A 12,933-nucleotide genomic window follows, 5' to 3' on the forward strand; every position below is an offset into this window, starting at 1 on the left:
CCCAGGAGGGACGCTCATGCGACTCGCAGCCGCTCTCGCCCTGCTCGTCATGACGGCCGGCGTGCTTAACGCCGGCGAGCTGCAGGTGGTGGACGACTTCGAGCGCGGTGTGTCCGGCTGGTACCCCGTGGACGGCCGCCCCGACCGAGCCCAACCGCCCTACTGCCGCATGGACGCCGTGGGCGAGGCGAAGCAGGGCGTGGCTGCCGCCCGGCTGCGCATCGCCGCTTGCCCCGGCAAGTGGGGCCACATGCAGACGGCCGTCCGCCCGGTCGAGTGGATCGGGGCGGATTGCGACCGCCTCGCCCTGTGGGTCAAGGGCGACGGCTCCGGCGAGACGCTCAACCTCATGCTCGGCAACTACGAGCGCAAGCCGGCGCTGTGCTATGTCACCGCCATCAAGCTCGACTTCACCGACTGGAAGCACCTCATTGTGCCCTTCGCTGACTTCAAGCCGGCCGGTCTCCCCGCCAGTCTCGCGGACATCGTCCTGATCCAGCTCAACGTCAGCAACACCCAGAAGCCCCTGGACGTGCTGGTGGATGACATCGTGGCCTTGCCGGCCGAGCGCGGTGGGCGGCCCGGGCGCTTCTGCGATCTCGATGTGTTCACTACCCCCGGCTGGGACCTCCCCGCCCCGAAGGAGCCGGTGGCGGTGGACCCGCTCCTGGGCGTGCCGGCTACCGTGCCAATCCCCCGGATGCTCCACGGCGTCCGCAACCACCGCGACCTGCACAACCCGGTCACCTTCGCCGTGGAGTACGTGGAGCCGGGCACCTTTGCCGTGCGCGTCGCCAAGACGTCCGGCTATGGCGGCTCGAGCCTGATCGTGACCCTCGACGGCCAGGAAGCGCTCCGCCAGGCCTTCCCCGGAGAGACGGAGACGGAGCTGACGCAGTACCAGGGCTACTATGCCATCCCCGTCCCGGCGGGGCAGCACACCATCAAGGTGGATAACGACGGCGCGGACTGGGTACAGGTCGAGGCCTACCGCTTCGGCAACGTCGGGCGCGGGCGCGTCAGCGTAGACCGCGCCGACTCCGCCATCACCGTGGCCGTCTTCGGCAGCGATGCACAGCCCCTGCCGGGCGTCACGGCGACCATCACGATCGCCGGCCAGTCCGTGCCGACTCGCCCGCAGCCCGATGGCGCCTTGCGCACCGCCCCCCTGCGCGAGGCCTTTCCCACCGGCCGGTACCCGGTGGCGGTCGAGGCGCGGCGCGAGGGTAAGCTCATCTTCACCTCCCGCACGACGATTCAGACTGCCCGCCCGCTGGTCATGCCCGAGCGCCTCGCCTTCCCCGAGGGTGAGGCCGTCGCGTTCGCCTTCCGCTATATGAATGCCGCGGGCGTGCCCGTCGAAGCCAGGGGCCTGCAGGCCAAGCTGGGGCCCGTGGGCCAGGAGCCGAAGAGCGTGCCCCTGCGGGCCGAAGCCGAGGGCCGCACCGTCCTCGCCGCCGGGAAGCTCGCCGCGGGCAGCTATGAGGTGACGCTGGCGACGGGCAGCGAGACCCACCGGTTGCGCCTGCTCGTCTACCCGCCCGAGCCCACGGCCATCACCAGGGGCGGGATCATCAAGCTCGCCCCCAACGGCTGGTTTCTGACGCAGGACGGGCGGGACTTCACGCCCTGGGGCTTCGCCACCATCGGCATGTTCGCGCCCACGACCGAGGTCACGCGGGGGGCCGGCGACTGGGCCTACGCTTCCGACCAGGCCGTGCGCGACTGGATCGCCCTGCTGCATGCCTATGGGGTCAACGTCGTCCGCTTCGGCGTGAACGTCGGCGGGATGCGCGCCGATCAGGGCGGCCATCTGCAGCCGGACATGGCGGCGCGGGTGAAGCACTTCCTCGATCTCATCGGCCCCCTCGGCGTCCGCGCCCTGCCGGTCATGTGGTGGGGCCACTACCGCAACTTCGACTTCAAGGGGATTGCGGCCTATGACGCGCTCATCAAGGCCCAGGCCGACTGGTTCACCAGCCCCGAGGCCCTGGCGCTGCAGCAGCAGTACGTGCGCGAGGTCGTCGCCCCCTATGCCACCGACCCGCGCATCTTCGCCTGGGAAGTGATGAACGAGACGTACACCGCCGGCGGCGACCGCGGCGCGGCGATCCGCTGGACCAATGCGATCGTCCAGGCGATCCACGAGGTGGACCGCAACCACCTCACCACCACCAGCGCCTGCGAGGCCACCCCCCGCGAGGAGATCGAGTGGATCGAGGGCGCGCAGGTGGACTTCTTCAACTGGCACGCCTACCCGACGTACATGGACTACGGCACCTACCGCAAGCAGGCGGGGAACGACGCCATTCGCGAGATGGGCAACTACGCCGCCATGATGGCCCTCGCCGACGCCGGCCACGGCCGGGTCGTGATCCTCGGCGAGACCGGCAACGACCGCGGTCGCGAGGTGGACTACCCGGAGTTCAAGACGCTCATCACGCGCGACTGCCTGTGGCTGGCGTTCCTGTGCGGCTCGCCGGGCGGCATCTCGTGGGACGCCATCGCCGACCCGCGCGAGTTCGATGTCGTCTCGCGGATCGCCGCGGGAGTGGACTGGCGCCAGTTCCGCCCCGCTACGCCTCCGCTCACCGTCGGGGTCGCCGACACTGCCCGCGATCTGGGCAACCTGGCGCGCTATAGCTGGTGGGCGCTGGAGCACGGCGTGCCGCTGGTCTTCGGCAAGCCCGGGGCGGGGACGCTGCCTTCCGACAGCTTCGCGCCGCCACAGCCCCCCGGCGTCCGCGTGAGGTGCTCGGCCGGGTACCAGAGCCGCACCCTGGCGTCGGCCGACGGCAAGCTGCTGATCGCGTACGTGCGCAACGTCGGCGGCCTGCTGCCTCAGAACGTCCGCACCCGCACCGCCTGCCCGCTACGGGTGACGCTGGCCCAGAGCACCGGCGCCTGGCAGGTGTGGGACCTGGACGACCGCCGGGTCGTCCGGACGGTGAGGACGGCGGGCGCCCAGACGCTGGACCTGGGCGTGACCGACCACGATTTGGCGCTCGTGTTCCGCGGGCGCTGACGGCTGCGGTGAGGTAAGCATGGAGACCATCGTCGTGACGGAGGGCGGGTTCTGTTTCGGGGTGCGCCGGGCCATGAAGATGGCCGAGGAGATGCTGGCGTGCCACGGCAGCGGCGTGACGCTGGGGCCGCTCATCCACAACCTCGAGGCCGTGGCGCGACTGGAGGAGCAGGGGCTGCGCGTCGCTGAGAGCGTGGATGACGTGCGGCCGGGGGCAGTCGTGATGCTCCGCACCCACGGCACCGGCCCGGACACGATCGCCCGGCTGCAGGAGCGCGGCGTCACCCTCGTGGACGCTACCTGCCCGTTCGTCGCCCGTGCCCAGCGCGAGGCGGCGCAGTTCCAGGCCGCCGGCTACCAGGTGCTCGTGCTGGGCGACCCTGACCACCCCGAGGCCCTCGGCATCTCCGAGCACACCGGCGGAGCCGCGACGATCGTGGAGTCACCGGCCGACCTGGCCCGCCTCAAGCTGCGCAAGCAGGTCGCCGTTGTCTGCCAGACCACTCAGCGGCTGGACAATCTGCAGGCCCTCGCGCACGATCTACTGCCGTTGGTCAACGAGTTGCGGGTGGCCAACACCATCTGCGACGCCACGACCAAGCGTCAGGAGGCGTCGCTGCAGGTCGCGCGCGAAGTGGACGCGATGATCGTGGTCGGCGGACACCACAGCGCCAACACGACCCGGCTGGCGCAGATCTGCGCGGAGACGGGCACGCCGACCTACCACATCGAGACGGCGGCGGAGCTACAGGCGGAGTGGGGCCGTGGTGCGGCCAGGGTCGGCGTAACGGCGGGGGCGTCCACACCGGACTGGGTCATCGAGGAAGTCGCGGCGCGCCTGAGACAGTTGGCCGGCTAGCGCCCAGCAAGGAGGAGACTGTGATCACGTCACTGCAGCAGGTGGTCGAAAAGGCCCGCGAGTTCCCGACCCGTACCGTTGCCGTGGTCGTGGCCGAGCAGGAGAGCGCCCTGGAGTCGGTGCGCGACGCGATGCAGGCCGGACTGGTGCGGCCGCTGCTCTTCGGCGCCGCCGAGGCCATACGGGAGAAGGCCGACAAGGTGGGCCTGACGCTGGCGTCCGAGCAGATCATGGACATGCCCGACGACTTGACCGCCGCCGAGCAGGCCGTGCTGGCCGTCCGCTCGGGTGAGGCCGACATCCTGATGAAGGGGCAGATCCACACCGACGACTTCCTGCGCGCTGTGCTGCATAAAGAGAAGGGCCTGCGCTCCGGCAACATCATGAGCCATGTCTTCATCCTCGACACGACCTACCGGGGCAAGCTGACCTTCGTGACCGATGCCGCCATGAACATCGCGCCCGACCTGCCCACCAAGGCCGCCATCATCATGAACGCGGTCTTCCTGACCAACTGCTTCGGCCTGGAATGCCCCAAGGTCGGCGTCCTCGCGGCGGCGGAGCTGGTGAACCCCGACATGCCGGCCACGGTCGAGGCGGCAGCGCTGGCAGGCATGGAGCACCGCGGCCAGTTCCCCAACTGCACCGTGGACGGCCCCTTCGCGCTCGACAACGCCATCAACGCCGAGGCGGCGCGGGTGAAGGGCATCGGGGGCGAGGTGGCCGGTGACTGCGACATCCTGCTGTGCCCCAACATCGAGGCCGGCAACATCCTGGCCAAGGCGTACGCCTTCATGTGCGGGGGGCAGAGCGCGGGGGTGCTGGTGGGGGCGGCGGCGCCGGTGGTGCTGACCTCACGGGCGGACTCGGCGGCCGCGAAGCTCTACTCCATCGCTACCGCCATGCTCACCTCGAACATGGCCCGTACCGGCCGGCTCAAGGTAGGCCGGGTGCATTTCTGATCGCCCGGACCTACCGGGTAGGGCGGGGTGTCGGCGTCAGACTGCGCAGCAGTCTGGGCCGACGGGGGCCCCGCCGGGGCACGTCGTGGCGAGTGTGCCCACCCACACCAGTAGTGTGGGCGGCCTCGCCCGCACACGAACCACTGCCGTCCGTGGGCAGGCGAGGCCGCCTGCACTACGCCATGCCGCCGCGATACCACACTACACGTAGTCCATGTGCAGGTAGACCCACGGTGTGTAGGGGAAGGCCGCGCTGAGCCGCCGCACCGTGGCCTCATCGCCCTGGTGCACCGACACTACGTCCATCTCCACCGCCCGAAGCAGGTCTAGCCGCCGACACAGCAGCCGCGTCAGGAAGTCGTCCTTCGCCTCGATCGTCACTTCCCGCCGCACCGGCTCGTCCTCCCACAGCACGCCATCCCATGTCGGCGTCCACGCCTTGACGCGCAGACCGGACAGCAGGTCCAGGTCCGTGCAGGTCTGCTGCACCAACTCCTGCGGCCGAACGGGCTGGCCCATGATCATCAGCCCGCGCAGACCCTCGACGAACCCCAGGGACTGGCACAGCTCCCGCCACGGGTGCTCGTGAGACAGGTGGATCGCCACCTTGCGGTCCTGGCCGGCGGCCATGTGACCGAGGGTATCGAAGCACTGCCGCACCGCGGCCGCTTCGCCGGCGGCATCCTGTACCGTCCACGTGTCGCTGGCGTAGCGCCCCGAGGTGAACCCGGCCAGCAGGTAGCCCTGCAGCTCCCCTACGGCCGGATAGCGCACATAGACCGTCTCCTGGGGGATGACCTCGTAGATCATCGCCGTCATGGCCTCGCGCCAGTAGCCCGGGCGGCGCGGCGGGAAGCCGCCGTAGCCGCCGTAGGTAGCCAGGTGGGCCGCGTAGACAGCCTCTTCCTCAGCGTACAGGTCGTCGAGACCCAGTACGGCCGCCTCACCGGAGCCCGCGTCGGGCTGCCAGACAGCCTGGCGGATGTAGATCAGGTCACGGTGGCCGCTCTTGAGGTAGAAGTTGTAGCCATTGCTCCGCTCGGCGCCGCGGTAGACCATGAGCATGTCCACCCGGTCCGCCAGGAACTCCCTGGCCGCCGCGATCATGGCGCTGCCGATGCCCTTGGAGCGCATGTCCTCGCGGGTGCCCACGGCGTTCTCGAAGACGGTGCGGATGACCGCGCCGGGAGCGGCCTGGAAGGGCCGCTGATCCAGCGGGATGGCCCCGACCGGCTCGCCGTCCAGATACGCCAGCGAGGCCGTCATCGCCGGCTCTCGTGAGCGCCACTGCTCGGCCGTCAGCGGCGGGAAGATGGCGTTGCGGATGCCCAGGAGATCGTGCACGTCCTCGGGGCGGTATTCGCGGCAGACGAGGTTGTCCATCGTGTTCCTCCTACTTCTGGCGCGGCAGTTCGACGACCTGTCCGGCCTTCACCTGCAACGTGAGGGGCTGGCGTCCCGTGAACTGCAGCGTCACCTTGCCCCCACCGTCGTGGCCCACAATGAGCCAGCCACGATCCCAGTACCCGTACACGCACAGACTCAGCGGCCGGTCGGCCCACAGCTTGAGCAACTTGTCGGTATGCTGTGTGCACTTCACGAGCGACACGAACCCGCCCTCGTCATGCTCGCCCTTGTAGGCCATCGCGCCGGTGAAAGTGCCGCCGGGGAAGCGGCAGGGCTTCGTCGGGTCGGGCGAGAGTTTGAGAGAGCCCAGACTCGTCTCCACCGAGACTCCGGTTGCGTCCGTCACCCACTGGGCCGATCCGCCGTAGGGCTGCGCCGGCGCCAGGATCGTGCCGAAGATCGTGTCGGTGGCCTCGCGCCGCAGAATCTGCATCGGCATGAGCCTATCCAGGGCCGTGGTGATGCTCCGGCCGACGATGAGTTCCGTCGGCTCACCACCCAGGCTCGTGATCGTCAGGCCGCTTCTCTCGTCGCCCCACGTCGTGCTGCTCTGCTGGGCCGTGGCCGCCGCCCCCTGCGCCTGGTGGATGTGCTGATAGCCGCAGTTCTTGCCGAGAGGATCCGCCAGCGGCGTCAGCGGTGCCGAGGCCGACTTGAAGGGCGCGTCAATGTGTAGGGCGTAGTCGTAGACGTGCTTGTCGCGGCTCCGCACACGGTAGAAGTCCACGATCCGCCCGTCCACCAGTGCCACCGTCCGCGTCAGCTGGACGCCCTCGAAGACGGCGTCGCAGCTCGCCTGCGCGACCCGCAGAAACGGGTCGGCATGGAAGAACCCGAGCTTGCCCATGGCTCGCTTCTGGAAGCTGTCGCACGGCCACGTCTTGTCCGTATCGAGGCCGGGGTACTGGCTCCTGCCATCTACGGTGAGCGTGTTGTGGCTGATCGTGTGGGCAGTCCACTGGCCCTTCTCGGCGCTGTCATAGCCGCAGGAGCCGAAGTCCGGGAGGAGCTGCTTGCCGTTGTTCCAGACCGCGAGGCTGAGCTTGTCGGGGTGGTTGTGCCCACCGCCGTAGGGGCCGAAGGTCATGTTGACGGCCAACCCCTCGGTGCTCGGGAGCTTGCCCGCGTAGTCGCCCTGGCGCAGCAGCGCCAAGCCGCTGGAGGGGAACAGGCTGCTGCCGTACTCGAGCACGCCATTGTTACAGAATCTGGCCCCGCTGTAGTCGAACTTGCCCGGGTTGGGCGGGCGCTCGTAGAGCAGGTCATCCAGATTCGGCCCGGCAGAGGAGGCGTCGGTCATCACGACCGACTTCGGGCCGATGACGGCGGTGGGGGGGCGGGCGACCCAGTCGGTGAGCTTGCCGTCCACAGTGAGGCCCGAAGCGCGAGGGGCCACGATCGCCCTGGCCGGCGGGACGCCGGCACTGGACAGCAGCAGCGTGCCACCCTCGGCCGAGTCGTAGCGGTCGTTCTGACAGGACCAGCAGACCATCTTCTCCTTGGTCGTGTTGCCACCGGTGCTGTCGCAGTCATACAGCACGAAGTCCGCAGTCAGCTTGCCGCCCTCGCGGGGCACGAAGGCCGTCCCCTGCTCGTCGCCCTGCGGGGCGAGTTCACTCAGCGGGATGGCCAACTCGAGCGCATAGCCCTCCGGCGTCTTCGTGACGACGTACTTGCCCGCGCTCACGCCCGCGTTGGCGAGACCGAAGCGGTTGAAGAGCGCGGCCACCGGGGGGACCTTGTCGAAGTCGCCGGGGCTGAGGCCATAGATGAAGTCATACGGCCCGCCCTGACCGTCGCGCCACTTGAGGCCCACCCACAGCGCATCCCCCTGCCACACGTCGCCGGGCTTGGTCCAACTGTTGCGCACGACCTGGTCGGTGATGTCGGCGGCGACATACAGGCGTTGGTCGTCCCAGGCCAGCCAGACCTTCGCTGCGGCATCCTTGGCCCCGAGCTTGGGGATGGTCGTCTGCCGACCCCGGTTGATGAGCCAGGCATACTTGGGGTCGCGAGTGTGCTCCCAGGCCGCGCGGTAGGCGGCGTTGACCGAGAGCGGCCCGCGTCCGCTGTCGGCCACCACCGGCCACGTGAGGTCCGGGAACGTGTAGTAGAACGGGCCGTCGAACATGAGCTTCATGCTCTTGGGTCCGTTGTCGCCGTCGCCGACGCAGTAGTTGATGATGGGCTCGCGGTCGGTGTTGTAGTCATCCGGCACCGACAGCTTGTACAGGTCGAGGTTGCAGCGGGCGGCCGCCTGCAGCAGCGGGAACAGGGCGCTGATGACGAAGCTGTGGTAGCCCGCCGAGCGCTCCCAGAACAGGCCGTCATCCTGCACGTCGTGAGCCAGCAGGTGCTTGAGGCCATACGGGCCGTCGATCGCGTGCTCGACCATGTCAGCGTCTTGCAGCAACAGCCCCGTCAGTCCCACCGCCGAGTCGAACCACGCCTGGAAGTTGTAGCACTTGTAGTGCAAGTCGCCAGGGCGGTTGTCCTGCGGGTCGTGGTAGTCGCGTACCCAGAACAGCTCGGCGCCGGGTCGGAGCAGGTCGCGCTCGATCTGCGCGCGCTCCGCGGCGGTGAAGCATGGGCTCTCATAGGCGAGGTCATACGCGCACACGAGCGGCACGAACCACACGGCCTCATAGAGGCCGGACACGGTCTTGGTGATCTTCACGCGGCCACCGCGCGCGGGCAGCGTGGGGTACAGCTTCGCGTAACCGAGCAGCGCGTCATGGACCCACTGCGCGTAGCGCTCATCGCCGAGCAACTGGTAGTACAGGCCGACCTGCTGCAGCCGCGAGGTGACGGCGGACATCTCGTCGGTCACGCCGGTGGGGATGGTCGCGGGCTTGCTGACATACCCGTCCGCCGAGCTGCGCAGGGAGGCCAGCAGCTTCTCGTTCTCCCGGGTCTGCAGCGCCCGGCGCGCGCGCTCCAGTTGCGCCGCGCCATAGAGCAGGTACGGGTGCTTCGCCGGCACGCCGCCGCCGGGGGCGAGGGCCGGGGCCATCGGCCGGGTCTGGCACATGCCAGTCGTCTCGGGTCCGCCGTCAGGGGACTTGACGTTGACGGCATACCAGGCGGAGGCCGGACCGGGGACGAGGAACTCCGTGGCGGATACAGGCACAGAGCCGACGCCCAGGGGCTTGCTCTGCGGGGTCATCATCTTCGTTAGGCCCAGGCCCGCGCAGCGGCTGTCCGGGTCGAGCTGCCAGCGCAGCCGCACCGACCCGTCCAGCCGCACCGTGGCGGTGACGCGCTGCGGCGCCTTCGGCGGCGGCAGCTTCCCCGTCCTCACGGTGACGGTCGCGGGGCGGCTGGCCACACCCTCGCCGGCCAGCGCCTCGACGGTGTAAGTGTACGCCTGGTTGCTGCGCACCGTCCGATCCACGAACTCCCGCACCGCAGTCTCGCTGATCTCGTCGCCCCGGCGGACGCGGTAGCGCAGCAGGTCGGCGTAGTCGGCCGTCATCCCCCAGGTCAGGCGCACCGCTCCGCCCTTCGTGACGATGGCCTGCAGCTTCGTGGGCGGCGCCAGCGTCGTCGGGTCCAGCGGCTGCAGCTTCACGTGCTCATAGCGTACGTTGTGGTTGTAGTAGTGCAGGAAGCCGACGCGGCCCTGAGCGGGCGGCTCACCGTACACGGTGGGGCCACTGCTGATGAGTTGCCCGTCGCGATACAGCAGACTCCGTCCCCCGAGCACGAGCAGGCGGAAGTGGACCTTCTCCCCCACCTTGAGCGTGTCGAGCGGCAGGAAGAACGCCTTGCGGTTCTCGTGTTTATCCGCCTGCACGGCCCAGACGATGATCGCGCGGAGCTTCGGCCCGCCGGCCGGCCGGGCGACCATGTCGAACTCCAGGGCGAAGTCGCGGAAGTCCTGCGCGGTCAGTAGGTACTTGTCCGGCGTGCTGCCGCCGCCGTCGCTGATCTCAATGGCGCCATCCGGCCCCACCTGGTAGGCCTCGGGTGCCCGGTCCCACTGGATCTGAGCCAGGCCCAGCGTCGCCGTCGAGAGTGCTATCGCTACGAGCAGCGTCCGCATTGCGTCCTCCTTGAGGCGTCTGGCAGGGCCACACTGGCCCCGCGGGTTGCGGCATGGCGGGGGCCTTACCCCTCCGGCCGGAACACGTACCCTACCCCTCGCACGGTCACGATGGGCAGCGGCTTGAGGCCCGCCTGCCGCAGCTTGCTGCGCAGGCGGCTGATGTGATTGTCCACCAGCCGCAGGTCGCCGTAGAAGTCCTCGCCCCAGATGGCATCGGCCAGTTGCGAGCGCGACATGACCACCCGGGAGTGGCGCATCAAGCAGACCAGCAGGTCGAACTCCAGCGTCGTGAGCGCCACGGGCTGGTGACGGATCGCCACCTCGCGCTGATCGGGGAACACCCGCAGGTGCGGGCTGGCCAGCGGCGCCTTGTCGCCCAGGCCGGCCCGTTGCAGCAGCGTCTTCAGGTGCGCCACCAGCTCCATCGCGCCACAGGGCCCCGCGACGACAGCGTCGGCGTCCACGCCCTCGATGGCAGGCGCCTCCCGGTCCGTCAGCACGAGCACTGGCAGCGCGGAGGCGCCGCGCAGCTCCGCCAGGGCTTCAGGGCCGAGGAGCGCCAGGTCGAGCACGGCGGCATCCGGGCGCACGCGAGAGCAGACCTTCAGGGCTGCGGGACCGCTGTCGGCGATGGTCACGCGCCTCCCCTCGGCTTCGAGATACCAGCCGACAGCCTCGGCCAGTTCACGGTCAGCAGCGGCGATCAGGACGTGGATGGGCATGGTGCAGTGTGTCCTTCAGAGGTGTAGCAGCCTTGCCGCGTTGCCCCAGAAGAAGTCCTCGATCTGCGCGTCGCTCAGCTTCGCCAGTCGGCACGCCGTCTTGGCCGCGCGCAGGTGCTCTATCCCCACCAGCGGCCACTCGAACCCGTCGGCATAGACCGGGGCGGGCGGGCCGTCCGTCTCGTAGGCCCACATGAACGTGTCGCCCACCGGGTAGTTCGTGCCGCGCAGGTGCGAGACGCAGAAGTCCGAGCCGTACATCAGCCACTGCGGGCCGATGATGTCGAACGCCGCCTGCAGAGCGGCCGCGTTGCAGACTGCCGAGGTGTCCAGCCACAGGTTCGGCAGGTCCGCTAGCTGCGGCAGGCCCTCCAGCACGTGGTAGGGGTTGAAGCCCCGCGCGCAATGATCCAGGATGAGCTGCATGTCCGGGTACGCCTGGCAGTACTGGCGAATCCAGCGCTGGTTGGAGACGTCGGCGATGCCGCGCGAGCGCACCAGGTGTAGCGTGACCGACCAGCCCTCCTCGTGGCAGACCTGCACGAAGGGCTCCGGCAGGTACTCGGGCAGTTCCGCCCGGTAGTAGTCCTCGCGTGGGGCGAAGGCGGCGTAGACCTTCAGGCCGCACATGCCCAGCCGCCGCCCCTCCTGGCGCACGAACTCCGGATCCATGTCCGGGGTGACCATCAGGTGCGCCCGCTCCAGCGGGTCGGCCGCCACCTGCTGCGCCACCCACTCATTGCCGGCCGCCACGGCCTCGGGGCTCAGCCCCCGGGCGGGGTAGGCCATGTGCAAGCCGTGGACCTCCCGCCCGGGCACGATCCAGGCCATCTGCTCGCGGTAGACATCGAGGGTCACGTCCGGCGGTCCGGCCTGCACGTACGCCGGGGCCGGCCCGGGCCAGAAGCTCGCCCGGTACAGGTGGCAGTGAGCGTCGAAGAGGCGCGGGGGGACGAAGCCATCCAGCTCGCGCGCGAAGACCTCCCGGTCCCGCTCGCGCAGCTCCCAGGTCATTTCCATAGTTCACCCTTGCCCTCGTTGTTGAGCAGGTCGGTCAGGTAAGGCTTCATCGCGCGTGCCCATAGCCAGTAGCCATGCTCAGACGGGTGTAGCCCATCGCGCAGCGTGACCCGCGAGATGCGGCCATCCGGCTCCAGGAGCTTGTCTCCCAGGTCGAGAACCCACACCCGCTGCCCGTCGGCCAGCGGTTTGATGAGGGCGTTGACGTCCTTGACCCACTGGCGGTGCGGATGGTCCGGATTCTCCCAGCACGGGAAGACACCCAGCAGCAGGATCCTCGTGTGCGGCAGCTTGGTCTTCAGAACACTGATGATGGTCGTGATGCCCGCGGCCACGTCGGGCGGCGTGTTCTGTTTCTGCAGCAGGTTGTTGATGCCGATGAGCAACACCAGCACCTTCGGGTTCAGGCCGTCGAGGTCGCCGCCCTCGGTGATGCGCCACAGGATGTGCTCGGTGCGGTCACCGGAGATGCCGAAGTTGCCGGCCTGGCGGGGCGCGTAGTACTTCTCCCACACTGGCGTGCCGCCCTCATAGCCCGACTGGCTGCGCCACATCATCGTGATGGAGTCGCCGAGGAAGACGAGCTGCAGGTCAGGCTTCTTCTCACGCACGAGCATGGCGGTGTGGTACGCCTCGGCCCAGTCGGTGCGCTTGAGGGGGATGCAGGTGGGGTTGGTGCTCGGCGGCAGGCCGTACTTGGCCCAGGGCCAGTCCTCGGCGCTGGCCAGAACGACAGCGGCGACGGCTGCGGTGATGGCGACGGCTCGTAGCATGTCGAGTCTTCCTCCTCAGAGAACACTTTGTGTGGGAGCCACAACGCTCTGTGTGGGAGCGGTCACCGACCGCGACCCTTCGCGTGCTACCAGCCGGTCGCGGTCGGTGACCGCTCC

At 69.1% G+C, this 12,933-nt stretch carries 8 protein-coding genes; 3 read left to right on the forward strand and 5 right to left on the reverse strand.

Annotated elements, in window-relative coordinates; all coding sequences use genetic code 11:
* The first annotated feature begins 16 nt into the window (after nt 1-16).
* From LLH23_08340 to LLH23_08350, 3 genes are read left to right on the forward strand one after another with little or no spacing between them, the layout of a single operon-like run.
* On the forward strand, nt 17-3,025 hold the full coding sequence (locus tag LLH23_08340; GenBank protein ID MCE5238487.1) for a cellulase family glycosylhydrolase: 3,009 nt from the start codon (nt 17-19) through the stop codon (nt 3,023-3,025).
* A 19-nt stretch (nt 3,026-3,044) separates the two neighbouring features.
* Nucleotides 3,045-3,884, forward strand: a complete 840-nt coding sequence (locus LLH23_08345) for a 4-hydroxy-3-methylbut-2-enyl diphosphate reductase (GenBank protein ID MCE5238488.1) — start codon at nt 3,045-3,047, stop codon at nt 3,882-3,884.
* Between the two features lie 20 nt (nt 3,885-3,904).
* The gene (locus tag LLH23_08350) at nt 3,905-4,846 is read left to right on the forward strand and encodes a bifunctional enoyl-CoA hydratase/phosphate acetyltransferase (GenBank protein ID MCE5238489.1); all 942 of its coding nucleotides are present in this window, start codon (nt 3,905-3,907) and stop codon (nt 4,844-4,846) included.
* Between the two features lie 201 nt (nt 4,847-5,047).
* Here LLH23_08350 and LLH23_08355 read toward each other — a convergent pair whose 3' ends face one another.
* The 5 genes from LLH23_08355 to LLH23_08375 form a co-directional block, all read right to left on the reverse strand.
* Complete coding sequence (locus tag LLH23_08355; GenBank protein ID MCE5238490.1) at nt 5,048-6,229, reverse strand: GNAT family N-acetyltransferase; 1,182 nt, start codon at nt 6,227-6,229, stop codon at nt 5,048-5,050.
* A 10-nt stretch (nt 6,230-6,239) separates the two neighbouring features.
* Complete coding sequence (locus LLH23_08360; GenBank protein MCE5238491.1) at nt 6,240-10,298, reverse strand: heparinase II/III family protein; 4,059 nt, start codon at nt 10,296-10,298, stop codon at nt 6,240-6,242.
* Between the two features lie 65 nt (nt 10,299-10,363).
* Entirely contained in the window at nt 10,364-11,023 is a 660-nt protein-coding gene (locus tag LLH23_08365) for a response regulator transcription factor (protein MCE5238492.1), read from the reverse strand.
* A gap of 15 nt (nt 11,024-11,038) precedes the next feature.
* The gene (locus LLH23_08370) at nt 11,039-12,043 is read right to left on the reverse strand and encodes an amidohydrolase (protein MCE5238493.1); all 1,005 of its coding nucleotides are present in this window, start codon (nt 12,041-12,043) and stop codon (nt 11,039-11,041) included.
* Nucleotides 12,034-12,816 (reverse strand): GDSL-type esterase/lipase family protein, encoded by a 783-nt coding sequence (locus LLH23_08375; GenBank protein ID MCE5238494.1) that lies wholly within the window; start codon nt 12,814-12,816, stop codon nt 12,034-12,036. The genes LLH23_08370 and LLH23_08375 overlap by 10 nt, the downstream gene beginning before the upstream one ends.
* Nucleotides 12,817-12,933 lie beyond the last annotated feature (117 nt).

It is taken from the genome of bacterium, from assembly GCA_021372615.1.
GTDB lineage: Bacteria > Armatimonadota > Zipacnadia > Zipacnadales > UBA11051 > JAJFUB01.

Coding starts and splice junctions, on each gene's coding strand:
- LLH23_08340 (MCE5238487.1), top strand. CDS start 17: ATGCGACTCGCAGCCGCTCTCGCCCTGCTCGTCATGACGGCCGGCGTG.
- LLH23_08345 (MCE5238488.1), top strand. CDS start 3,045: ATGGAGACCATCGTCGTGACGGAGGGCGGGTTCTGTTTCGGGGTGCGC.
- LLH23_08355 (MCE5238490.1), bottom strand. CDS start 6,229: ATGGACAACCTCGTCTGCCGCGAATACCGCCCCGAGGACGTGCACGAT.
- LLH23_08360 (MCE5238491.1), bottom strand. CDS start 10,298: ATGCGGACGCTGCTCGTAGCGATAGCACTCTCGACGGCGACGCTGGGC.
- LLH23_08365 (MCE5238492.1), bottom strand. CDS start 11,023: ATGCCCATCCACGTCCTGATCGCCGCTGCTGACCGTGAACTGGCCGAG.
- LLH23_08370 (MCE5238493.1), bottom strand. CDS start 12,043: ATGGAAATGACCTGGGAGCTGCGCGAGCGGGACCGGGAGGTCTTCGCG.
- LLH23_08375 (MCE5238494.1), bottom strand. CDS start 12,816: ATGCTACGAGCCGTCGCCATCACCGCAGCCGTCGCCGCTGTCGTTCTG.